Annotated in this window: 21 protein-coding genes and 1 tRNA gene; 10 read left to right on the top strand and 12 right to left on the bottom strand. The window is 72.1% G+C overall.

The genetic code is table 11. The features are described 5' to 3' along the window. Positions 1-180: 180 nt before the first annotated feature. Positions 181-1,749 carry a M4 family metallopeptidase gene (locus ACIA8D_RS20705; RefSeq protein WP_399234253.1) on the top strand — a complete coding sequence of 523 codons (1,569 nt, stop codon included), beginning with the start codon at positions 181-183 and terminating at the stop codon, positions 1,747-1,749. On the opposite strand, the gene ACIA8D_RS20700 is transcribed toward ACIA8D_RS20705, so the two are convergent. The 4 genes from ACIA8D_RS20700 to ACIA8D_RS20685 all read right to left on the bottom strand — a co-directional run bounded on the left by ACIA8D_RS20700 (position 1,742) and on the right by ACIA8D_RS20685 (position 5,756). After that, the gene (locus ACIA8D_RS20700; protein WP_399234123.1) at positions 1,742-3,142 is read right to left on the bottom strand and encodes a M1 family metallopeptidase; all 1,401 of its coding nucleotides are present in this window, start codon (positions 3,140-3,142) and stop codon (positions 1,742-1,744) included. The two genes, ACIA8D_RS20705 and ACIA8D_RS20700, sit on opposite strands and share 8 nt — an antisense overlap. A 75-nt stretch (positions 3,143-3,217) precedes the next feature. Next, entirely contained in the window at positions 3,218-4,345 is a 1,128-nt protein-coding gene (locus ACIA8D_RS20695) for a YncE family protein (protein ID WP_399234122.1), read from the bottom strand. Next, complete coding sequence (locus ACIA8D_RS20690) at positions 4,342-4,944, bottom strand: ankyrin repeat domain-containing protein (RefSeq protein ID WP_399234120.1); 603 nt, start codon at positions 4,942-4,944, stop codon at positions 4,342-4,344. The genes ACIA8D_RS20695 and ACIA8D_RS20690 overlap by 4 nt, the downstream gene beginning before the upstream one ends. Positions 4,945-5,186: 242 nt before the next feature. Further along, positions 5,187-5,756, bottom strand: a complete 570-nt coding sequence (locus ACIA8D_RS20685; protein WP_399234119.1) for a heme-binding protein — start codon at positions 5,754-5,756, stop codon at positions 5,187-5,189. A 345-nt stretch (positions 5,757-6,101) separates the two neighbouring features. Here ACIA8D_RS20685 and ACIA8D_RS20680 point away from each other — a divergent pair, with 345 nt between their 5' ends. Genes ACIA8D_RS20680 through ACIA8D_RS20670 form a run of 3 tightly spaced genes read left to right on the top strand, consistent with a single transcriptional unit; the run spans position 6,102 to position 8,525 of the window. Then, a complete protein-coding gene (locus tag ACIA8D_RS20680; protein WP_399234251.1) occupies positions 6,102-7,334 on the top strand; it encodes a sensor histidine kinase in 1,233 nt (410 codons plus the stop codon). Then, complete coding sequence (locus ACIA8D_RS20675; protein ID WP_399234117.1) at positions 7,331-7,969, top strand: response regulator; 639 nt, start codon at positions 7,331-7,333, stop codon at positions 7,967-7,969. Before ACIA8D_RS20680 ends, ACIA8D_RS20675 begins: the two co-directional genes overlap by 4 nt. A 55-nt stretch (positions 7,970-8,024) precedes the next feature. Beyond that, complete coding sequence (locus ACIA8D_RS20670; RefSeq protein WP_399234115.1) at positions 8,025-8,525, top strand: hypothetical protein; 501 nt, start codon at positions 8,025-8,027, stop codon at positions 8,523-8,525. A 36-nt stretch (positions 8,526-8,561) separates the two neighbouring features. On the opposite strand, the gene ACIA8D_RS20665 is transcribed toward ACIA8D_RS20670, so the two are convergent. Beyond that, the gene (locus tag ACIA8D_RS20665; protein WP_399234114.1) at positions 8,562-9,248 is read right to left on the bottom strand and encodes a pentapeptide repeat-containing protein; all 687 of its coding nucleotides are present in this window, start codon (positions 9,246-9,248) and stop codon (positions 8,562-8,564) included. Between the two features lie 146 nt (positions 9,249-9,394). Between ACIA8D_RS20665 and ACIA8D_RS20660 the strand changes: the two genes are divergently transcribed. Continuing rightward, entirely contained in the window at positions 9,395-10,579 is a 1,185-nt protein-coding gene (locus tag ACIA8D_RS20660) for an NAD(P)-binding protein (protein ID WP_399234112.1), read from the top strand. A gap of 69 nt (positions 10,580-10,648) precedes the next feature. After that, positions 10,649-11,659 (top strand): zinc-binding dehydrogenase, encoded by a 1,011-nt coding sequence (locus tag ACIA8D_RS20655; RefSeq protein ID WP_399234110.1) that lies wholly within the window; start codon positions 10,649-10,651, stop codon positions 11,657-11,659. A 94-nt stretch (positions 11,660-11,753) separates the two neighbouring features. On the opposite strand, the gene ACIA8D_RS20650 is transcribed toward ACIA8D_RS20655, so the two are convergent. The 4 genes from ACIA8D_RS20650 to ACIA8D_RS20635 all read right to left on the bottom strand — a co-directional run bounded on the left by ACIA8D_RS20650 (position 11,754) and on the right by ACIA8D_RS20635 (position 15,085). Further along, positions 11,754-12,662: a GNAT family N-acetyltransferase gene (locus ACIA8D_RS20650; RefSeq protein WP_399234109.1), complete on the bottom strand. Its 909-nt coding sequence runs from the start codon at positions 12,660-12,662 to the stop codon at positions 11,754-11,756. Between the two features lie 38 nt (positions 12,663-12,700). Next, positions 12,701-13,177 (bottom strand): GNAT family N-acetyltransferase, encoded by a 477-nt coding sequence (locus tag ACIA8D_RS20645; protein ID WP_399234107.1) that lies wholly within the window; start codon positions 13,175-13,177, stop codon positions 12,701-12,703. Between the two features lie 61 nt (positions 13,178-13,238). After that, positions 13,239-14,156 (bottom strand): aminoglycoside phosphotransferase family protein, encoded by a 918-nt coding sequence (locus ACIA8D_RS20640; protein ID WP_399234249.1) that lies wholly within the window; start codon positions 14,154-14,156, stop codon positions 13,239-13,241. Between the two features lie 170 nt (positions 14,157-14,326). Then, complete coding sequence (locus ACIA8D_RS20635; RefSeq protein WP_399234105.1) at positions 14,327-15,085, bottom strand: DsbA family protein; 759 nt, start codon at positions 15,083-15,085, stop codon at positions 14,327-14,329. Between the two features lie 117 nt (positions 15,086-15,202). Between ACIA8D_RS20635 and ACIA8D_RS20630 the strand changes: the two genes are divergently transcribed. Then, positions 15,203-16,633: an NAD(P)/FAD-dependent oxidoreductase gene (locus ACIA8D_RS20630; RefSeq protein WP_399234103.1), complete on the top strand. Its 1,431-nt coding sequence runs from the start codon at positions 15,203-15,205 to the stop codon at positions 16,631-16,633. A gap of 29 nt (positions 16,634-16,662) precedes the next feature. Here ACIA8D_RS20630 and ACIA8D_RS20625 read toward each other — a convergent pair whose 3' ends face one another. Together ACIA8D_RS20625 and ACIA8D_RS20620 are read right to left on the bottom strand one after the other, a co-directional pair. Then, positions 16,663-16,947, bottom strand: a complete 285-nt coding sequence (locus ACIA8D_RS20625) for a hypothetical protein (RefSeq protein ID WP_399234101.1) — start codon at positions 16,945-16,947, stop codon at positions 16,663-16,665. 74 nt (positions 16,948-17,021) lie between these two features. Next, positions 17,022-17,095, bottom strand: a tRNA-Thr gene (locus ACIA8D_RS20620). Positions 17,096-17,324: 229 nt separating this feature from the next. Between ACIA8D_RS20620 and ACIA8D_RS20615 the strand changes: the two genes are divergently transcribed. From ACIA8D_RS20615 to ACIA8D_RS20605, 3 genes are all read left to right on the top strand, one after another. Continuing rightward, complete coding sequence (locus ACIA8D_RS20615; protein ID WP_399234099.1) at positions 17,325-18,461, top strand: ABC transporter ATP-binding protein; 1,137 nt, start codon at positions 17,325-17,327, stop codon at positions 18,459-18,461. A gap of 235 nt (positions 18,462-18,696) precedes the next feature. Beyond that, on the top strand, positions 18,697-19,155 hold the full coding sequence (locus ACIA8D_RS20610) for a hypothetical protein (RefSeq protein WP_399234097.1): 459 nt from the start codon (positions 18,697-18,699) through the stop codon (positions 19,153-19,155). A 99-nt stretch (positions 19,156-19,254) separates the two neighbouring features. After that, positions 19,255-20,010: an NDP-sugar synthase gene (locus tag ACIA8D_RS20605; RefSeq protein WP_399234096.1), complete on the top strand. Its 756-nt coding sequence runs from the start codon at positions 19,255-19,257 to the stop codon at positions 20,008-20,010. Between the two features lie 77 nt (positions 20,011-20,087). Here the strand turns inward: ACIA8D_RS20605 and ACIA8D_RS20600 are convergent, their stop codons facing one another. After that, entirely contained in the window at positions 20,088-21,755 is a 1,668-nt protein-coding gene (locus ACIA8D_RS20600) for a DoxX family protein (RefSeq protein ID WP_399234247.1), read from the bottom strand. Positions 21,756-21,781 lie beyond the last annotated feature (26 nt).

The raw sequence follows: 21,781 nt of genomic DNA, 5'->3' as shown, positions 1-21,781 counted from the left end.
CCGGTGCTATTCGGACACGAACCGGCAAAGTTTTGACAGGTCTCTGTCACCGGACTGATCGCGGATGCCACTCTCCCTCCGAACCCCCCACGCACCCATCCCCACACGGGTACCTAAGGAGTCCGAGTGAGAATCCGCTCTACCGCTCCCCGCCTCGCCGCCCTCGCCGCGTCCGCCGCCATGGTGGTCGTCGGTGTCACGGCCGGCACCTCGGCCACCGCCGCCACGGATCGTGCGGCAGGCGCCACGGCGTCCCCCCTCAGCGCCTCCCAGCGGGCCACCGCCCTCAAGGACGCGCAGGCCGAATCCGCCACGACCGCGCAGAAGTTGAAGCTCGCCGACGGCGAGAAGCTGGTCGCCCGCGACGTCGTCAAGGACGCCGACGGCACCACGCACACCCGCTACGAGCGCACCTTCGACGGGCTGCCCGTCCTCGGCGGCGACCTCGTCGTGCACACCGCCAAGGGCGGCGACCTCAAGGGCACCACCAAGGCGCGCAAGAGCTCCATAACCGTGGCGTCCACGGACGCCGCCACCAGCGCCGCCGCCGCCAAGAAGTCCGCCAAGTCCGCCGCGGGCGACTCGGTGAAGGGTGCCGCCGCCGGCTCCGCGCACAAGGTCGTCTGGGCCGCCGACGCGAGCAAGGCGCCCACCCTGGCGTACGAGACCGTCGTCAAGGGCACCCAACGCGACGGCACGCCCAGCGAGTTGCACGTGATCACCGACGCCGACAGCGGCAAGGTGCTCTACCAGTACCAGGCCATCGAGAACGGCACCGGTACCAGCATGTACAGCGGCTCCGTCAGCGTCGGCTCCACCGCCGCGTCCGGCGGCTACGACCTGGTCGACGGCGCCCGCGGCGGCCACAAGACGTACGACCTCAAGGGCGGTACGTCCGGCACCGGCACCCTCTTCCACGACGCCGACGACAAGTGGGGCGACGGCACCGCGGCCGACCGGCAGACCGCCGCCGTCGACGCCGCCTACGGGGCCTCCGCGACCTGGGACTTCTACAAGGAGTCCCTGAACCGCAGCGGCATCGCCGGGGACGGCAAGGCCGCGTACTCCCGCGTCCACTACGGCAGCGCCTACGTCAACGCGTTCTGGGACGACAGCTGCTTCTGCATGACGTACGGCGACGGCATCGGGAACACCCACCCGCTGACCTCGCTCGACGTCGCCGGTCACGAGATGAGCCACGGACTGACCTCCGCCACGGCGAACCTCAACTACAGCAAGGAGTCCGGCGGCCTCAACGAGGCGACGTCCGACATCCTCGGCACCGCGGTCGAGTTCCACGCGAACAACTCCGCGGACGTCGGCGACTACCTCATCGGCGAGAAGATCGACATCAACGGCGACGGCAGCCCGCTGCGCTACATGGACAAGCCGAGCAAGGACGGCAAGTCCGCCGACGCCTGGTCGCGCACCACCGGCAACCTCGACGTGCACTACTCGTCCGGCGTCGCCAACCACTTCTTCTACCTGCTCAGCGAGGGCAGCGGACAGAAGACGGTCAACGGCGTGAACTACGACTCGCCGACCTCCGACGGCTCCACGGTCACCGGCATCGGCCGGGACAAGGCCGTGCAGATCTGGTACAAGGCGCTCTCGACGTACATGACGTCCACGACCGACTACGCGGCCGCGCGCACGGCCACGATCAAGGCGGCCGGTGACCTGTACGGCGCGAGCAGCACGGAGGCGACCACCGTCGCCGCCGCCTGGAAGGCCGTGAACGTCAACTAGCCGGATCCGGCCTGCCGTTCCCGTACAGCCAGTTCTCCCAGACCCCGGCAAGGGCCTCGCCCTTGCCGGGGTTCTTCCGCTCCACGTACGCGGTGAAGTCGTCCGTGCCGGCGTTCTTGTACTTGTACTCCCTCGCCCAACTCTTCAGCAGGGCGAAGAAGTCGGCGTCGCCGATCGTCCTGCGGATCTCGTGCAGCACCATCGCGCCGCGGTCGTAGACCGGGTCGTCGGAGAGGTGCGCGGCGTTCGGCGGCTTCGCGGGCGGGAAGGCCCAGACGCCGTCGCTCGCGGGCCGCTTCATGATCGCGTCGAAGGTCTCCTGCGCCGTGTCGCCGCCGTGGTCCTCGTCCCACAGCCACTCCGCGTACGTCGCGAAGCCCTCGTTCAGCCACATGTCGCGCCAGGACTTCGGGGTGACCGAGTCGCCGTACCACTGGTGCGCCGTCTCGTGGACGAGCAGGCCGAGGTCGGGGGCGCCGGGGTAGACGGGCCGGTTCTGGGTCTCCAGGGCGTAGCCGACGTCGCCGGCCCGGTCGACGATCGCGCCCGTGGACGAGAACGGGTACGCGCCGAACCGCTTCGCCTCCCAGTCGACGACCTCCGGCAGCCGGTCGAGCACCTTCGCGCTCGCCTTCGCCTCGGCCGGGTCGACGGCGGAGTACACGGGAATCCCGCCGGGCGTGCGCCCCTTCTCGGTCTGGAACTCGCCGACGGCCACGGTCGCCAGATAGCTCGCCATCGGCTGCCGCACCCGCCAGTCGTACGCGGTGCGCCGCCCGTCGGACGAGCCCTTCGCGCTTCTCAACTCCCCGTTGGACACCGCCTGTACGCCGTCGGGGACCGTGACCCGGATGTCGTACGTCGCCTTGTCCGACGGGTGGTGGTTGCCGGGGAACCAGACCATGGAGCCGGTCGGTTCGCCGAGGGCGAGCGCGCCGTCGGCGGTGCGCAGCCAGCCCTCGCCCGTGCCGTCCGGGTCGGTGATCGTGACGGGTTCGCCGTCGTAGCGGACGGTGACGCGGAAGGTGTGCCCCTGGGGCAGCTCCTCGTGCGGCCGCACGGTCACCTCGTGTCCGGCGCGGCTGGCGACGGCCTGCTCGCCGTCGACGGTGACCTTCCGGACCGTGAGGCCCTTCAGGTCCAGGTTGAACGCGCTGAGCGCCTGGTCGGCGGTCGCGGTGATCTCGGCGGTGCCGGAGAGGTGGTGCGCGTCCGGGTCGTAGGAGAGGTCGAGGGCGTAGTGCCCGACGTCGTAACCGCCGTTGCCGAGCTTGGGGAAGTACGGGTCGCGCAGGCCGGAGGCGCCGGGGGTGCCGTGGACGCCGCCGTCGCACGCGGCGACGGCGGCGAGGACGCTGAGGAGGACGGCGGGGAGGCGGAGTCGGCGGCGCACGCCGAGATCTTATGGCCCGCTTGCCCCGGTACGGGTGTCCTGCTGTCCGCCGGTCGAGGCGCCCGGTCGGGGCGGCTACAGGACGGCGATCCCCAACGGCCGTTCCCCCGCCGCCAGTCGGCGGGTGTCGCCGCTGTCGATGTCGACGACGGTGATGCCGTTCCAGTAGCCGTCGCGGGTGAAGCCGCCGGTGACGTACGCGGTCCTGCCGTCCTCGGAGACGGCGACGTCCTCGTGCGGACCGTCGAGCGGGATCACCTTCTCCTTGCCGCCGGGCGACCGGACGGTGAGCGAGGGGCCCTCGTCCTCGGACGGATCGATGGGGCCCGTGCCGACGGCGAGGAGCGTCCCCTCGGGGGTGATCGTGACGCCGTGCTGATGCGTGTTGGCGGTCATCCGCTGGATGCTGGAGCGCCCGGTGTCCGGGTCGACCACGACGAGCCGTTCGCCCTCGAAGGGGAAGAGCAGCTTGCCGTCGGAGGGCCGCACGGCGGCGTAGTGCGGCTTCAGCCACGAGCCGAGGCCGCCCTCGGTGCCGTACGGGGCGACCTCGATGCGGCGGGTGTCGCCGCTGCGGGTGTCGAGGACGGTGACGTCGAAGGAGTCGTGATCGGTGGCGTACACCTGGCGCCCGTCGCGCGACACGTCGACGTCGAAGGGCCGGCGCCCGACGGAGGTGGTGTCGACGACCTTCTCGCTCTTGGTGTCGACGGTCTCCACCGTCCCGTTCCCGTCGGGGACGTTGACGCCCACGTACACGTGGTCGCCGTCGGGCGCGAGGGCGATGCCCATGCCGCCGCCGCGGTACTCGCCGTCGGTGACCGGGCCGAGGCCGTCGGTCTCGTACGGGATCAGCGCCTCGCGCTTCCGGCTGTCCGTGTCGACGACCGCGACGCCCTCCGCGGTGGCGACCCAGGCCCGGCCGTCGTCGCCGACGACGAGCCCGTACGGGGCGTGGCCGACCTTCACGGAGTCGAGGACGCCCTTGCCGGGGGCCGGGTCGACGAAGGAGACCGTGTCGGCGCCGAAGTCGGCGAGGAGGAGGGTGCCGTCGGGGGTTTCTGCGGGTTCGGTGGCCTCGGGGGACTGCCGCTGCGTCGGCGAACTCGCCTTACGGGGAGGGGTGTTGGCTTCGTCCTGCTTCGCGGCGCACCCGGTGGCGAGGACCGCGACGGCGATCGCCGCGAGGGCCGCGCGCCTCACCGTACGGCCCGCAACAGGCCGGCGATCTCGGCGAAGCCGCGGCGCTCGGCGTGTTCGAGGGGGGTCGTGCCCTCGCCGTCGGGCAGGTCGGGGCTGGCGCCCGCCGTGATGAGCAGCTCGACGATCTCCTGGTGCGCGCGGCCGCCGTCGCCGAGGATCACGGCCTCCAGCAGGGCGGTCCAGCCGAGCCGGTTGACGTGGTCGACGTCGATGTCGGTCTCGCGCAGGACGGCGCGCACGTAGTCGACGTGGCCGCGTTCGGCGGCCGGGATGACGGAGATGCCGCCGAACCGGTTGGTGACCTTCAGGTCGGGCCGGGCGGGCAGCAGGGCGCGCATCATCTCCACGGAGCCGGTGACACCGGTGGCGAGCCACGCGCTGTCGTCCCGGTCGTCCTGGGCGTTCGGGTCGGCACCGGCCGCGACGAGTGCCTCGGCGGCGGCGACGTGGTCGTTGACGGAGGCCAGCAGGAGCGGTGTACGGCGGTGCGCGTCACGGGCCTCGACGTCGGCGCCCGCCGCGAGCGCGGCCCGGACGGCGTCGGCGTCACCGTGCGCGGCGGCGACGAGGAGCGTTCGGTTGTTCTCGGTGTGCTGCATGGTGCGGCTCCATAGGTCCCCTGCGCGCCGCAGGATCGTGCCGTTCTTCGGTATCAGATGGTCCGCGTACATTCTTCAAGCCTTTGCGGCGATCCAGCACCGGGGTCATTTCAAGCCCCTGCGGCGTTCGAGCGGCGGGGGCCTTTCAAGCCCCTGCGGCGTTCGAGCGGCGGGGTCCGGGGCGGAGCCCCGAGGCCGCAACACCGTTGCCGGTGGAACGCGCCCCGGAGCCGGGACACCGGTTACTTGAGGGTGGCGACGCCCGCCTGGGCGAACTTCTCGTCCAGGTCACCGGAGGGCGCCCCGGCCACACCGATACCCGCGATGGGCGCCTTGTCGGCGGCGACCGGCGCCCCACCCGCGAGGAACAGCGTGCCAGGAATGTCCTTCAGGTTCGGCGCCTGCTCAAGCCGCTTCGTCAGCTCGGACGTCGGCGCGTTCCAGGACACCGCGGTGTACGCCTTCTTCACGGCGGACTCCGGCGACTGCGGACCCGCACCGTCACCGCGCAGCTCGACGATGGTGTTGCCGTTGCGGTCGACGACGGCGACGGAGACCTTCTGGTTCTCCTTCTTCGCGGCCTTCAGAACGGCCTGCGCGGCGTCGGTGGCGGCGTCCACGGTGAGGTGCTTGGACTCGAAGGTGTTGCCGGCCTTCGCGGCGGCGGGCTTCGCGGCGGCGGCCTGCGCGGCCGGCTCCGAGTCAGCGGCGCTCGCCGAGTACGCGCCGAACCCGCCGACGGCGATCGCGGCGGCCAGCGTGGTGCCGGTGACGATGCGGGAGCGCTTCGAGATCTTCTTGGCGTGCTGCATGGGAACGACTCCTGGGTGAAGGGGAGGAACGCGAGTAGAGGGAGGAGAGGTCGACCGGGAGGCGCTTGCCGTTCCGCCGTCCCGCTCTGCCTTCAATCCTGGGTCCGCAACCGGCCCCCACCCCTCGACGGACCGGCTCTTCGCGGCGCGCCGGGCGGTCGACGGCGGGGTCATCCGATCGGTTGACCCCAGGGGCGTACAACCCGGTGACAATGGGATTGTTTGCCCAGGTCGACGCCGTGAGGAGGTGCGGGCACCGTGACCCGGAACCGACCGGAGCACGCCGACAACGGCGTCCACCACAGCGACGGCTACGACACCGACATCCGCCGCCTCACCGCGGTCATGCACGCCTCGTTCTTCCTGCTCCTGGCCGTGGCCCTGGCGCGCTTCCTGCTCCGCCACTCGCACGACGGGCGCACCCCGTGGATCGTCGCGCTCTCGGCGGTCCTGGCGCTCGTGTACGGGGCCGGGCTGGCGCGGGGCGTCGCGGAGCGGGCCACGGGCGGGCAGCGGGCGTGGCTGACGCTGGTGGTCGCGGTGTGGGTGGTGCTCGTGGTGCTCGCGCCGAGCTTCGCGTGGTGCGCGGTGCCGCTCTTCTACACGGGCCTGCGTACGCTGCCGACCCGTGCCGCGCTCGTCCTGGTGGGGCTCCTGACGGTGCTCGTCATCCTCGCCCAGCTGCGGCTCGCCGGGCGCCTCGACCCGGACCTGCTGCTCGGGCCGCCGGCCGTCGTGGTGATCGCCACCGCCGTGTTCCTGCAGATGAAGCGGCAGGCCGCCCGGCAGCGCAGGCTCATCGACGACCTGATACGCACCCGCCGCGAACTGGCCGCGTCCGAACGCCGCGAGGGCACGCTCGCCGAGCGGCAGCGGCTCTCCATGGAGATCCACGACACCCTGGCGCAGGGCCTGTCCAGCCAGCAGATGCTGTTGCAGGCGGCGCAGCGGGTGTGGGAGGCCGACCCCGGCAAGGCCCGCGCGCACGTGGGCACGGCCGCGTCGATCGCCGAGCACAACCTCACCGAGGCGCGCCGCTTCGTGCACGATCTGGCCCCCGCCGATCTGGCCCACGGCCTGACGGAGGCGCTGCGGGCGGTGGCCGGGCGGGAGTCCGGCGACCGGCTCACCGTCCAGGTCCGCGTCGACGACGACGGCCGCGCGGCCCGGCTGCCCGACCGGGTGCAGTCGGCGCTGCTGCGGATCGCGCAGGGGGCGCTGGCGAATGTGCGGGAGCACTCGGGGGCAGGCGGCGCGGTGATCACGCTGACGTTGCTCGACGACCAGGTCGTGCTGGACGTCGCCGACGACGGGCGGGGGTTCGATCCGGCCGCCCTGCCCGCCGGGGGTGCCGGGGTTCGGGGGCACGGGATTCCGGCGATCCGGGCGCGGGTGCGGCAGTTGGGGGGCCGATTGTCGCTCGAGTCGGCGCCGGGCGAGGGGGCGGTTGTCTCCGCCTCGATCCCGCTGTCACCTGCGACGGGGTCGCGCTCGCGGGGCTCCGCCCCGGACCCCGCTGGCTCTCGTCCGACGGCGGGGCTTGATTTCACCGACCCGAACCGGAGTACACCGTCATGACCCAGCCCATCCGCATCCTCCTCTGCGACGACCACGTCGTCGTTCGTGCCGGGTTGCTGGCGCTGCTCGACAGTGCCGCCGACATCGAGGTCGTCGGGGAGGCCGGGACCGGGGAGGAGGCACTGGCGCTCGTCGCGAAGCTCCGGCCCGACGTCGTCCTCATGGACCTCCAGCTCGGCGAGGGCATGGACGGCGTGGAGACCACCCGCCGCCTCACCGCGACCCCGGAAACCGGGCGGAGCCCCCACGTGCTGGTCCTGACCACGTACGACACCGACGCCGACATCACCCGCGCCATCGAGGCGGGCGCGACGGGCTATCTGCTCAAGGCCGAGCGGCCCGAGGAGCTGTTCGCCGCGATCCACGCCGCAGCGGAGGGCCGCACCGCGCTGTCCGCCCCGGTGGCGAGCCGCGTCATGGCCAATATGCGCAAGCCGCGGCCCACGCTCACCGACCGCGAGCGCGACATCCTCGCCCAGCTCGCGCACGGCCTCGGCAACCGGGAGATCGCCAAGGCCCTGTTCATCAGCGAGGCCACGGTCAAGACCCACCTGGGCCGGATCTACGACAAGCTCGGCGTGGACACCCGGGCGGGCGCCGTCTCGGTGGCGAAGGAGCAGCGGCTGCTCCCGTGAGGACCGGGGCCCGCGCCCGTGCGGACCGAGGTCCCGCCCGTGACACCATCTCTACGTGCTCGACATCGGTTACGCCCTCTCCCGCCGCTTCCCGGACCCGCCGCAGACGGACTACCGGCGCGCGGACGTCCACGCGCTGCGCCACGACCTGTTCTGCGGTGATGTGTACCTGGCCGACACCAAGGCCGACCAGGAAGTGTCCACAGCCTGGGGATGGGTGCCGGTGCTCGACTTCGCGTGGGCGCTGTGCGACATCGTTGAGCAGCTGGACAGGGACCCGCGCGGCAGCCGCTCCGCCACGCCCCAGCTGGCGGAGCTGGACTTCACGGAGTCGAGCGACCGGATGCTCTTCGAGCGCCGCTTCGGCTGGGTGGACATCGAGGCCGACTGGATGCCGGCCGAGGAGCCCGCGCTGACCTTCTCCCACTCGGCGCTGCGCCGCGAGGCCCGCGACTTCCTGCACGACCTGCTCGCCGATCTCACGGACATGCACGAGGACCTCGCCGACAACCCGGCCGTGTGGGACCTCCAGGCCCGGTTCCCCCGCGTCCCGTAACCGACCGACGCGACCGGCCCGGGCGACCCACGGCGCCTACTCCACCCGCACCCCCAGCTCCGCCGCGAACAGCCCGGCCAGGTCCATGAGTTGGGCCGGTGAGATCACCGCGCCGCCGAGTCTGTCCACGCCCCGCGCGATGCCCAGCTCCGCCGCGTCCCGCAGGTCGACGTCCGCCAGGGTCGCCGCCGAGAAGTCGGCGCCCTTCAGCACGCAGCCCGCGAACTCCACCCGCTCCAGGCGCGCGCCCCCGAAGTCCGGCTCCACCAGCACGCAACCCTCGAACACGACGTCCTTGAGGCGCGCCTTCCGCAGGTTCAGGTAGTCGATCTTCCCGCCCCTGATCACCACCCGCTCCAGGGCCGCCCCGTGCAGCTGCACCCCGCCGAGCCGGGCGTCGACCACCTCCACGTCCCGCAGCGTCGCCTCCGCCAGGTTCGTCCCCACGCCCCGTACGTCGGTGAGCGCGGAGTCGATGAATCTGGCCCGCGCGAGGCCCGCCTCGTCGAGCGCGCACGCCGCCAGCGCGCAGTCCATGAACCGCGCGCCGATCCCCTCCTGCCCCGAGAGGTCGACGTCCCGGAACTCCACCCCGTCGTAGTCCCCGTCGGGTTCGAGCCCCCGCCCCTCCCACGGCACCAACGGAGGCAGCCGTACCTGGGGCCGCCGCGCCTTCTTCACCTTCGCCGGAGACCGGCCCGTACCGCCACGCCTGTCGCTCATGGCCCCATGCTGCACGCCGCCACTGACAATCCCCGCCCGACCCCAAGTGACCTGCGCAAACGGCGCGATGTCACATCCGCGCCCGACCCGGACGTCGTATCCGTGAAGGCCGTCCGCACGCCCCGATCACGTACTCAGGAGCACCCATGCGTCACCCCACCCCCGCCCTCACCGTCATCGGCGGAGGGTTCGCCGGGCTGACCGCCGCGATCACCGCGGCGGAGGCGGGCGCGCGCGTCACCCTGCACGAATCGCACCACACGCTCGGTGGCCGGGCCCGCACCGCCGAGGGCCCCCACCTCACCCACGAGGGCCCGCACGCCCTCTACAACGGCGGCCCGCACTGGACCTGGCTGCGACAGCGCGAACTGCTCGGACCGCTCGCCCCGATCCCGCCGCTCGAAGGCGCCCGGCTGCGCTTCCACCGCGACGGCGCGCTGCGCCGCACCCCGCCCGCGGGGCTCCTGCGCCTCCTGCGCCACAAGCCCGAAAGCGCGCCCGTGGACGAGGACTTCACCACCTGGGCCACCCGTCTGGCCGGTCCCGACGCGGCCCGCGCCGCCGCCCACTACACGGCCGTCGCCCTGTTCCACCACGACCCCGGATCGCTCTCGGCCCGCTTCGTCCAGGAGCGCCTGCGCCGCACCGCCAAGGTGCCGCCCGAGGCGCGGTACCCGGTCGGCGGCTGGTCCACGGTCGTCGACCGGATGGCGTCGCGCGCGTGGAACCTCGGCGTGCGCATGGAGACCCTGAGCCGGATCGACACCCTGCCCACCGGCACCCCGGTCGTCGTCGCGACCTCGCTCGACGCGGCCCGCAGGCTCCTCAAGGACCCCTCCCTGACCTGGGACAGTGGCCGTACGACGCTGATCGACCTGGCCGTGCGCACCCGGCGCGGCGACGCCTTCGCGGTGTCGGGCCTCGACTTCCCGGCCTGGATCGAACGGTTCACCGCGCAGGACAGGTCCCTCGCCCCGCACGGCGAGAGCCTGGTCCAGGGCCAGGTCCCGATCGCGCCCGACGAGTCCAGGGCGGACGGTGCGGCGCGCGCCGACGGACTGCTCGACCTCGCGTTCCCCGGCTGGCGCGAGCGCACGACCTGGCGGCGCGACGCCGTCGCCCAGGGGCGCACAGGGGCCCTCGACCGCCCCGGCACGACCTGGCGGGACCGCCCCTCGATCGACCGCGGCGAGGGCGTCTATCTGGCGGGCGACATGGTGGCGGCGCCCGGCGTGCTCAGCGAGGTCTCCTTCACCAGCGCCATCGAGGCGACGACGCTGGCGCTGCGGCGGCCCGCCCGCACCCGCGGCCTTGACCTCAACCGAGCTTGAGGTCGAAGACTGGCGCAGGTCACCGAAACCCGCCCGCCAGGGATCGCACCCCGCCCACCTGGAGCTGTCATGCACGCCATCCGCCTGCACGCCTTCGGCCCCGCGGAGAACCTCACGTACGAGAAGACCGAGGACCCCGAACCGGGCCCCGGGCAGGTGCGGATCGCGGTCGCGGCCGCGGGCGTGCACCTGCTGGACACCGCGATCCGCTCCGGCGTCCAGGGCCCGCTGCCCGCCCTCCCCGAACTGCCCACGATCCCCGGCCGCGAGGTCGCCGGCACCGTCGAGTCCCTCGGCCCGGACACCGCCCCCGGCTGGCTCGGCAAGCACGTCGTCGCCCACCTCGGCATGGTCCCCGGCGGCTACGCCGAGCTCGCCGTCACGGACGCGGACCGGCTCCACGAGATCCCGGCGGGCCTGGACCCGGCGGGCGCCGTCGCCATGATCGGCACGGGCCGCACGGCGCTCGGCATCCTGAACTTCACCACCGTCACCCCCGACACGGTCGCGCTCGTCCCGGCCGCGGCGGGCGGCATCGGCACGCTCCTCGTGCAGTACGTGAAGCACGCGGGCGGCACCGTGATCGCCCTGGCGGGCGGCCCGGCGAAGACAGCGGCCGCCCTGGCGAACGGCGCCGACCTCGCCCTCGACTACGACGACCCCGACTGGCCCGCCGCGGCGCGCGCGTTCCTCGGGGACCGGGACGCCACCGTCCTGTTCGACGGGGTCGGCGGCCCGACGACCGAGCCCGCCCTCGACCTCCTCGGCCCCGGCGGGCACCACCTGATCTTCGGCTGGTCCGCCCAGGGCATCGCCGCCGACGAGGGCCCGCACCTCCTCGACGAGGCCGAACTCGCCCGCCGCGGCCTCACCCAGGAGCAGGTCCTCGGCCCGGCGATGATGCGCAAAGCCGGCGGCACCAACCCGATACGCACCCTCGAACTCGCCGCCCTCGACCACGCCTCCCGCGGCATCCTCACCCCCGCCGTCCACCCCTTCCCCCTCACCGAGGCATCCACCGCCCACCACGCCCTGGAGACCCGCGCCACAACGGGCAAGGTCATCCTGCTCCCAAGCTGAGCCACTCAAGCCCCGCCGACGATCGAGCCTTTCAAGCCCCGCCGGCGATTGAGGCGCGGGGCCCGGGGCAGCGCCCCGAGGCGTCAACGCCGCCTCAGCGCAACCTTTTCTCGAACCAATGGTGCGCGTACGGCTCGTCGTTGAACGCCGCAACCTCCTCGAACCCATACGCCCGGTACAGCCCAACCGCCTCGGGCAGCGCCTTATTGGTATCGAGCCGAAGAAGCTCCGCACCGTGCCGAGCAGCCCGCCCCTCCAGCTCCGCCAGGAAACGACGCGCGAGCCCAAGCCCCCTGACCCGCGGCGCCACCCACATCCGCTTCACCTCGGCCGCCCCGCCCGCCGGAAGCTTGAGCCCGGCACACCCGACCGGCTCCCCGTGCAGCCTCGCCACGACGAACTGACCACGCGGCGGCCGGAGTTCACCGGCATCGGGCAGCAGGCTCCGCGCCGGATCGAAGCCCGTGTCGAACCGTTCCTGGAGCTCGGCGAAGTAGCCACGCAGGCACAGCTCGGCATCGGGATGGTCCGGGGCGACGTCGTCCAGCGTGACCGTGCCCGCCGTGAGCAGCCGGTCCACCTCGGCCATGGCGGCAACCAGGCGACCGCGCTGCGCCGTGCTCAGCGGGGCCAGCAGCGAGCCCGCCGCCTCGTCGCTGCGCCGGTCGAGCAGGTCCCACTCGGCGCGTCCGCGCTCCGTGAGCCGCGCGGTGCGCACCCGGCGGTCGCTCTCCAGCGGTTCCACCACCACGAGGCCGTCCGCCTCCAGGGCGCGCAGCAGCCGGCTGACGTACCCGGAGTCGAGCCCGAGCCGCTCCCGCAGCTTGCGCACGTCAAGGGGCGCCCCGACCTCACCGATCTCCCACAGCAGCCGGGCCTGCCCGTAGGGCCGCTCCGTGCCGTGGAACCGCTCCTGGAGCACGCCGACGCGCTCAGTGACCACACGGTTGAACCGCCGTACCCGCGCGACGTCGCCGACGCCGCCGTCCTCACCCTCACTCATCCTCTGACTCTAGTCAGAGAATGAGTGGGCACGCCACCCTAGGCCGCGCCCACCGACTTCAGCGCCTCGTCCGTCAGCCGGTACACCGTCCACTCGTCCTGCGGCCGCGCGCCCATCGCCTCGTAGAACGCGATGGACGGGGCGTTCCAGTTCAGCACCGACCACTCCAGGCGCTCGTAGCCGCGCTCCACGCAGACCCGCGCCAGCTCCGTGAGCAGCGCCTTGCCATGGCCGCCGCCGCGCGCCGAGGGACGCACGTACAGGTCCTCCAGGTAGATGCCGTGCACGCCGCGCCACGTCGAAAAGTTCAGGAACCACAGCGCGAAACCGACCGGCTCGCCGGTCTCCGCGTCCTCGGCGATGTGCGCGTACGCCGCCGGGCGCTCGCCGAAGAGCGCCTCGCGCAGCTGCTCCTCGCTCGCCCGCGCCTCGTGCAGCGCCTTCTCGTAGTCGGCGAGCTCGCGGACCATGGTGTGGATGACGGGGACGTCGGCAGGGGTGGCGGTTCGAATCATGGCGGCAGACTAATCGGCGCCACCGACATCCGGCCGCCGGGGACTGACCGGTGAGACGGCGCTACTGAGCGGCGCGCCCCCGCAGCCGCCGCGCGATCTCCAGGTCCACCGCGCCGAGCTCCCGCCCGTCCTCGATGTCCCACAGCGCGTTCTGCAGCACCCGGCCCAGCGTCCACGCCCGCGCCCGCTCCCGGTCGAGACCGAGGACCCCGCTCATCGCGTCGAACCGCCACTCCGCCTCGTCCGGTTCGAACCGGTTGTTCAGCGCGGGCCACAGGTCGAAGCCGGGATCCCCGGCCAGCGGCTTCGGGTCGATCGCGAGCCACGGTTCACGCCCAGCGGCCAGCACGTTGTCGAAGTGCAGGTCCCAGTGCAGCAGCCGGTCCCCGACCTCGTCCGCGACCTCCCGCACCGCGGCCGTGCAGTCGGCGAGCAGCGCGCGCGCCGCCGGATCGGCCACCCGGCCGAGCGCCTCCGGGGCGTCCGCGAGCATCCGCGCGGCGATGTCGGAGAGCCGCCGCATGCCTTCGGGGGCGGGCCCGGCCGTGAGCCGCGCGAGCAGCTCGGCGATGACCAGGACGGCCTTGCGGGAGTCCTCGACGCTGCTCAACATCCGGTCGGAGTCGAGCCGTTCGAGCAGCATCGTGCCCGTCCCGCCGTCGTGCGCGAGGAGCCGCACGGAGCCGTCGCCGTCCCACGCCCGCAGCGCGACCGGCTCACCCTCGGTCTCCTCGTCGAGCACCTGGAACTTGAGGGCCGCGGGACCCCCGCCGCCCACCACGGGCACGACGAGCGCGGCCATCCCGTGCATCAGCGGCCCGTCGACCGTCAGATCCCAGCGCTCCAGGAACTCCTCCACGCGCGCGGGCAGCGCCGCGACGAACGCGCGGCCCGCCTCCCCCGCGTACTCGTACTGCGACTCAACAAGGCCCACCGGTACGTCGATCACGCCCGCAACCCTAGGGCTTGTCGTTTGGATCAGGCCGGATCAGGGAGCGGGGCCTGGTGCGTGCGATCGCAAGGCGGAGGAGGGAGGCGACGCGGAGCGTCGTCGACCGACGACAACGCCGCGAGCGTGCGTGCCAGGCCCCGCGAGCCCGGCCTGATCCAAACGACAAGCCCTAAGTCCTGCCCCGCCCCCGGGGCCCGTCAATTTCCGGGGACACCCGCGTCCTCCAGCACCCTCCCGAACGCGTCCTCGTCGTACATCGCCTTCTCGGGGGTGACCTTCTCGCCGTCCACGTAGACCGTCGGCGTGCCCTCGACGCCATCGGCGCGGAACTTCTTCATCGCCGCGTCCACGAACTTCTGGTACTTCATGTCCTTCACCGCGCCGTCGAACGTGCCGGAGCGCAGCCCGTCGACCGTACCGGCGATCTTCAGCAGGAAGTCGTCCGTGTACGCGTCCGTGGTCTCGTCGGCGGGCTGGTTGGCGAAGACGGCGGAGTGGTAGACGGGGAACCTCCCCGCCGTCACCGAGGCGCGCAGCGCGTTCGCGGCCTTCACCGAGCCGTGCCCGTTGAGGTTCTCGTCGAGGAACGAGGCGATGACGTACTCGACCTTCACGTCGCCGTCCTTCACCGGCCCCGTCAGCGCCCGGGCGCCGCCCTGCTCGAACTTCTTGCAGTAGGGGCAGCGCGGGTCCTCGTACACCTTGACCGTGTGCCGGGCCTCCGCGTCGCCCACGACGATCACGTCGTCGCCCGCCACGCGCGCGTGGAGCTCCGCCAGCTCGTCGGCGTCCTCGGCCGGCTTCACGGAGGGGGTCGCCTTCGCGGAGGCCGGGGCCGAGGTCTCGCCAGCGTCACCACCGCCTTCATCGCCGCAGGCCGTGGCCGCCGCCCCGAGCAGCACGACCGCCACCGCGGCGGCCCGCAGCCGACCCGAACCCCTGGCTCCTGCGCTCACGATCCGACTCCCGCTCGCCCCGCGCTCATCCCGTGACCACCTCACAGGCGACATATGCCACGAAACCATCACCTCCCCCCTCCCGCATTCCGTCGCCGCCCAGTAACGTCCCGCGCCATGAGCAACGGCATCAGCGGCCCCGGTGGCCCCCGCGACACCACCGGCACGATCAACGGCGGCATATCGTTCTGGTACGCGGACGACGGCATCCCGCTCACCCGCGACCCCCTGCCCGGCGACGCGAACGCCGACGTCGTCATCGTCGGCGGCGGCTACACGGGCCTGTGGACGGCGTACTACCTGAAGAAGGCCGCCCCGTTCCTGCGCATCACGGTCCTTGAACAGAAGTTCTGCGGCTACGGAGCCTCCGGCCGCAACGGCGGCTGGCTCTACAACGGCATCGCGGGCCGCGACCGCTACGCCAAACTCCACGGCCACGACGCGGCCGTCCGCCTCCAGCAGGCCATGAACGAGACGGTGTCCGAGGTCATCGACGTCGCCCGCGCCGAATCGATCGACGCGGACATCCACCACGGCGGCGTACTCGAAGTCGCGTACACCCCGGCCCAGTTGGCCCGCCTGAAGTCCTTCCACGAAACAGAACTCACCTACGGTGAGAAGGACCGCACACTGCACGGCGCCCGCGAGACCGCCGACCGCATCCGCGTCGCCGGCGCCGTCGGCTCCACCTGGACCCCGCACGGCGCCCGCCTGCACCCGGTGAAACTCCTCAAGGGCCTGGCGGCGGCGGTGGAGGCCCTGGGCGTGACGATCCACGAGTCGACGCCCGTCACGGAGATCAAGCCCAAGCACGCGATCACCCCGTACGGGACCGTCCGCGCCCCGTACATCCTGCGCTGCACGGAGGGCTTCACCGCCTCCCTCAAGGGCCAGCGCCGCACCTGGCTCCCGATGAACTCCTCGATGATCGCGACGGAACCGCTGTCGGCGGCCCAATGGGAGTCGATCGGCTGGGAGGGCCGCGAAACCCTCGGCGACATGGCCCACGCCTACATGTACGCCCAGCGCACGGCGGACGACCGCATCGCCCTCGGCGGCCGCGGCGTCCCCTACCGCTACGCCTCCCGCACGGACAACGACGGCCGCACCCAGCCCAAGACCATCGACGCCCTCTACGAGATCCTGACCCGCTTCTTCCCCCAGCTCACCGGCATCGGCATCGACCACGCCTGGTCCGGCGTCCTCGGCGTCCCCCGCGACTGGTGCGCCACCGTCACCCTGGACCGCTCGACGGGCCTCGGCTGGGCGGGCGGCTACGTCGGCTCGGGCGTGGCCACGACCAACCTGGCCGCCCGCACCCTGCGCGACCTCGTCCAGCAGGACTCCGGCCAGTCGGGCTCCACGGACCTCACCACGCTCCCCTGGGCCAACCACAAGGTCCGCAAGTGGGAACCGGAACCCCTGCGCTGGCTGGGCGTCCACGGCATGTACGCCACGTACTACGCGGCGGACCGCCGCGAACTGACCACCCACTCGTCCGACTCGTCACGCCTCGCGCGATGGGCGGACAAGGTCGCGGGCCGCTAGCTCCTAGGGCCTGTCGTTTGGATCAGGCCCTAGCCCCGCGTGCACTTCGGATACTTGGCTCCCTCGGCGCACTGGTTGTAGTCGCCGAGGCTGACGTCGACCTCTTCCTGGTCTCCGCCCTTGGCGCGGACCTGCAGCTCGTACTCGGTGTGACAGCTGCGGGTCCGCTTCGAGCCCTTCTTCTTCGTCTTGCACTCGCGGTCCGTGTTCTTGCTGACGACGGTGCCGCTGACACTCTTCGACGAACTGCTGCACCCGGCCAACGGCACGGCGAGCACGGAAACGGTGACAAGAGCGGCCAGAACGCGCTTCATGCGGTGATCTCCCCCGAGCGGACGCCACGGATAAAAAAACCCAGGCTCACTGCACGTGACCTGGGCTTTTCCGGAGCCCCCTGTCGGATTCGAACCGACGACCTACGCATTACAAGTGCGTTGCTCTGGCCATCTGAGCTAAGGAGGCAGCCCGAGCAGTGTAACCAACGTCAGCCGCGCGTCCCTCGAAAATTTCCTCGAAGGTCGCGTGGTCCGGGGTACTGACAAACCCACTGCCCGCCGCTTAAAGTCCGAGCAGTTCACTCGCGTGGACTACACCAGTGCTTCACCGTCGTGGCGCAAGCCGCGCCCCGACGGCCACCACCTTTACTCGGATCGTCCGGCACGTTCCTGCCGGTGAAGGGGGCTTCACAGCCATGGCTTCTGTCACGTTCGACAAGGCGACCCGTGTCTATCCCGGGTCCACCAAGCCCGCGGTCGACGGCCTGGACATCGAGATCGAGGACGGCGAGTTCCTCGTCCTCGTCGGCCCGTCCGGCTGCGGAAAGTCGACCTCCCTGCGGATGCTCGCGGGTCTCGAGGACGTCAACGGCGGTGCGATCCGCATCGGCGAGCGCGACGTCACGCACCTGCCTCCGAAGGACCGGGACATCGCCATGGTGTTCCAGAACTACGCGCTGTACCCGCACATGTCCGTCGCCGACAACATGGGCTTCGCGCTCAAGATCGCCGGCGTGAACAAGGCGGAGATCCGGACGAAGGTCGAAGAGGCCGCGAAGATCCTCGACCTCACCGAGTACCTGGACCGCAAGCCGAAGGCCCTCTCCGGTGGTCAGCGCCAGCGTGTGGCGATGGGCCGCGCGATCGTGCGTGAGCCGCAGGTGTTCCTCATGGACGAGCCGCTGTCGAACCTCGACGCCAAGCTCCGTGTGTCCACGCGTACGCAGATCGCGTCGCTCCAGCGCCGCCTCGGCATCACCACCGTCTACGTCACCCACGACCAGGTCGAGGCCATGACGATGGGCGACCGTGTGGCGGTGCTCAAGGACGGTCTGCTCCAGCAGGTCGACACCCCGCGCAACATGTACGACCGCCCGGCCAACCTCTTCGTCGCCGGCTTCATCGGCTCCCCGGCCATGAACCTGGTCGAGGTCCCGATCACCGACGGCGGCGTGAAGTTCGGCAACTCCGTCGTCCCGGTCAACCGCGACGCGCTGAAGGCCGCCTCCGACAAGGGCGACACCACGGTCACCGTGGGCGTCCGCCCGGAACACTTCGACATCGTCGAGACGAACGGCGACGCCGCGAAGTCCCTCGCCAAGGACGTCTCCGACGCCCCGGCCGGCCTCGCGGTCTCCGTGAACGTGGTCGAGGAGCTCGGCGCCGACGGCTACGTCTACGGCGCCGCCGAGGTCGGTGGCGAGCACAAGGACCTGGTCGTCCGCGTGAACGGCCGCCAGGTGCCGGAGAAGGGCGCCCAGCTGCACGTCGTGCCGCGCGCCGGTGAGACCCACGTGTTCTCGACCTCCACGGGCGAGCGCCTCTCCGACTGACGGCCTGCCGACCGACGGCCCGCCTGACGGCCCGGGGTTCGCGCAACCAACCGCGAGGGCCCCGCACTTCGGTGCGGGGCCCTCGCGCGTTCGCTCGCCATTGTCGACAAATACCCTGGCAACTCGGGCATTTGGCCCTGCTTCGTCAACGCGTATGCAACAAAACCTCTTTGCTCGTCCCTCATCAGAGTGACCAAATGTCGCCAAATCATCACCGAGCGCTACGCTCACTCGCGTGACGCACTCTGCCAACTACACCCAGAAGTCGCGCCGAGCCCGGGGCCGGGGCCCCGCCCGCCGCGCCGCCCGTACGCTCGCCTTCGTCCTGCCGGTGATGCTGGTGCTCTCCGGGACGCTCGCGGTCACCCGAGTCAACTGGTCGGGGAGTTCCTCGGAATCGGTTCTCACGGCCTCCTCACAGGACGTCTCCAAGCGTGCGAAGTCGCGCGCCCCCCAGGACGTGCTGCGCGACCGCCTTCTCCTCGAACTCCAGGAGGACAACCCCGGCGTTGCACTCACGCATCTCCAGCAGGAGATCGACCGCCGCCCCTCGCTCGCCCGGCACTGCATGGCGATCGCCAAGGCGCTCGGCCGGGCCGCCGTGGAGACGTACGGACCCGCACGCGCGCAGTCGTTCGCCCGTCCCGTCTGTGACACCTCGTTCGCCTCGGGTGTGGCCGGCTTCCGGGCCTGAGCACCGGACCGGCCCCGAGGCCGCGAACCGGTCCCGAGCCGCGCTCGACCGCCGAGCCGCTGGCGTTCCCGCGGGCCGTGCGCACGTACAGTTCCGGTCATGACGACCGCTGAACCGTCCGCGCACGGCCCGCTTCCGTATCCCCACCGCCCCACCCAGGCCGTGGTCCTGGCCGGCGGTCAGGGCTCACGGCTGCGTCCGTACACCGACGACCGGCCCAAGCCGATGGTGGAGATCCCCGGCACGGGCACGCCGATCATCGGCCATCAGCTGACCTGGCTCGCCGAGGAGGGCGTCACCGACGCGGTCGTCTCCTGCGGGCATCTCGCCGAGGTGCTCCAGGAGTGGCTCGACGGGGCGGAGTTGCCGCTGCGGGTCACCACGGTCGTCGAGAAGGAGCCGCTGGGCCGCGGCGGCGGTCTGAAGTACGCCGCCGCGCACCTGCCGCACCAGGAACAGCCCTGGTACGCCACGAACGGCGACATCTGGACGCGGTTCTCGTTGCGCGAGATGGCCGACTTCCACCATGAGCGGGAGGCGACCGCGACCCTCGCGCTGGCCCGCCCGCGGATCCCGTGGGGCGCCGTGGAGACGGACGCGTTCGGCCACATCACCGACTTCATCGAGGCGCCGCCGTCGCCGTATCTGATCAACGCGGGCGTGTACGTCTTCGCTGCCGAGTTCGCCTCGCTGCTGCCGGACCTCGGGGACCACGAGCGCACCACGTTCCCGCGGCTGGCCCGCGCCAAGCGGCTGGCCGGCTTCCAGCTCCCGCAGGGCGCGTACTGGCGGGCGATCGACACGGCGAAGGACCTCACGGAGGCCGCGAAGGAGCTTTCCGCACAGGGCCGTTGAGGGCCTTTCCGGCACGCCGATGGGCCCCGCACGTGATGCGTGCGGGGCCCCATCGGCGTAAGGGGAGGAGGCGCGCGTTACTCGCCCAGCAGGCCGCCCACCAGGCCCGGCTTCTGGCTGTCCTGGCCGCCGGACGACGTGCCGCCCGAGCTCGGGGAGCCGCCGGAGCTCGACGGCGGCTGCTGCTGCGGCGCCGACTGCTGGGGCGGGGCCTGGCCCGCGGTGGTGCCCTGGGTCGGCGTCGTCGTGGTGCCGCTGGTGCCGCTCGTGGCGCTCGCGCCCGCGGTCGCCCCGGCGGAGCTGGGAGAGCCGGACGGGCTCGCCGTGGCGCCCTGCGACGGCGCGCCGGAGGACGAGGCCGACGGGCTCCGGGTGTGCTGGCGCTGCGGGGAGCTGCTGCCGGGCTCCGAGGGGAGCGGGGAGCCGGGCACCTCGTTGCGGGGCGCGTCGCCGGGGCCCGGGGCGGTGACCCGGTCGGCGTCGCGGACGGCGCCGCCGAGGACGGAGCCGATGAGCAGCGTGCCGCCGATGACCAGGGTCGCGACGACGGTGCCCCGGCGCAGTACGTAATTGCGCAGGTCCCACAGTGCGGCGCGCGGTCCGAGCCGCCGCCAGGCGCCGCCCGCGAGTTTTCCGTCGATGGAGTAGACGGGGGCGCCCGCGATGATCAGCGGGGACCAGGCGGCGAGGTAGATGATGTCGGGCGCGTCGTAGGCGGGGACGGTCTTCCAGCTGACGGTGACGAGCAGCGCCGCGGAGAGCAGCGCGCCGACGCTCGCGGCGAGCCGCTGCCACAGTCCGAGGACCGTGAGGACGCCGACGATGACCTGGAGGAAGGCGATCACGAGGCCGGCGCCGACGGGGTGCTGGAGCGCCCAGTCGCGGAGCGGTTCGGCGAGGGCCCAGGGGTGCAGCGAGTGCAGCCACTTGACCATCGAGCCGCGCTCTCCGCCGTCGAAGTAGACGGGGTCGCAGAGCTTGCCCATGCCGGCGTAGATGGAGATGAAGCCGAGGAAGACGCGCAGCGGGAGCAGCACGACGCCGAGGTTCATCCGGCGGCCGGGATAGTAGGCGTGCCGGACGGGGCCGTAGCGGCGGGCGGCGGTACTCTCGCCGTCTGCGCCGCCGTCCCTGCCGCCGTCCGGCGAGCCGATCCGCACGTCGAACTCGTCGTCCCCGTACGGGACTTGCTCGAGCTCGCCGGTTTCCTCGAAGGCGCTGCCGGACTGGCGCATGCGCGGCAGGATCCGCGTGGGCGTGTCCGCCCCGCCCTGCCAGGGGCCGACGGTGGGCGTCTCCTGGGTGGACCCGTCCGTGGGCGAGTCGCGGTAGAGGCCGAGGTCGTCGGCGAAGTCGCGCTCGTCCACGCGCGGGATGACCTGGGTGGCGCCGCCGTCGTCCGGTTCTCCGGAGCGGCGCGCGCCCTGCAGGAGCCCGCTGGTGTCGAGGCCTCCGCCGGCTCTGACGACGGGGCGGCGCCGCCTGGCGCCGGGCGTCCCTGCGGCGGTGATGACGGGAATGCGGGTGGTCGCCGCGTCGGCTCCGGCCACGCCCGTGGCGCTCAAGTGCCGTGAGATGCGCGGGAGTTGCGACTGCTGCGCCGTGGGGAGCTGCACGCGGAAACTCGCGTGGTTGACGATGACCTGCGCCGGATCGCACGGAACCTTCACCATGCTCAGCGCGGGACCGTCGTCGAATCCCGACGTGCGGTCACCCGAGGGTGTGCGGGGCGTTCTGGTGTCCACACTCATCTAACCGAGTGATGTGTGTT

The sequence above is a fragment of the Streptomyces sp. NPDC051684 genome (assembly GCF_044453445.1).
Classification (GTDB): domain Bacteria; phylum Actinomycetota; class Actinomycetes; order Streptomycetales; family Streptomycetaceae; genus Streptomyces.
The sequence above is the reverse complement of the archived record's forward strand: the minus strand, read 5'-3'. Positions and strand labels throughout refer to the sequence as shown.

Bases quoted from the DNA above. Each gene is read 5' to 3' on its own strand.
- ACIA8D_RS20705 (WP_399234253.1), top strand. From the start codon at position 181: ATGGTGGTCGTCGGTGTCACGGCCGGCACCTCGGCCACCGCCGCCACG.
- ACIA8D_RS20690 (WP_399234120.1), bottom strand. From the start codon at position 4,944: ATGCAGCACACCGAGAACAACCGAACGCTCCTCGTCGCCGCCGCGCAC.
- ACIA8D_RS20685 (WP_399234119.1), bottom strand. From the start codon at position 5,756: ATGCAGCACGCCAAGAAGATCTCGAAGCGCTCCCGCATCGTCACCGGC.
- ACIA8D_RS20680 (WP_399234251.1), top strand. From the start codon at position 6,102: ATGCACGCCTCGTTCTTCCTGCTCCTGGCCGTGGCCCTGGCGCGCTTC.
- ACIA8D_RS20675 (WP_399234117.1), top strand. From the start codon at position 7,331: ATGACCCAGCCCATCCGCATCCTCCTCTGCGACGACCACGTCGTCGTT.
- ACIA8D_RS20665 (WP_399234114.1), bottom strand. From the start codon at position 9,248: ATGAGCGACAGGCGTGGCGGTACGGGCCGGTCTCCGGCGAAGGTGAAG.
- ACIA8D_RS20660 (WP_399234112.1), top strand. From the start codon at position 9,395: ATGCGTCACCCCACCCCCGCCCTCACCGTCATCGGCGGAGGGTTCGCC.
- ACIA8D_RS20655 (WP_399234110.1), top strand. From the start codon at position 10,649: ATGCACGCCATCCGCCTGCACGCCTTCGGCCCCGCGGAGAACCTCACG.
- ACIA8D_RS20650 (WP_399234109.1), bottom strand. From the start codon at position 12,662: ATGAGTGAGGGTGAGGACGGCGGCGTCGGCGACGTCGCGCGGGTACGG.
- ACIA8D_RS20645 (WP_399234107.1), bottom strand. From the start codon at position 13,177: ATGATTCGAACCGCCACCCCTGCCGACGTCCCCGTCATCCACACCATG.
- ACIA8D_RS20630 (WP_399234103.1), top strand. From the start codon at position 15,203: ATGAGCAACGGCATCAGCGGCCCCGGTGGCCCCCGCGACACCACCGGC.
- ACIA8D_RS20625 (WP_399234101.1), bottom strand. From the start codon at position 16,947: ATGAAGCGCGTTCTGGCCGCTCTTGTCACCGTTTCCGTGCTCGCCGTG.
- ACIA8D_RS20615 (WP_399234099.1), top strand. From the start codon at position 17,325: ATGGCTTCTGTCACGTTCGACAAGGCGACCCGTGTCTATCCCGGGTCC.
- ACIA8D_RS20605 (WP_399234096.1), top strand. From the start codon at position 19,255: ATGACGACCGCTGAACCGTCCGCGCACGGCCCGCTTCCGTATCCCCAC.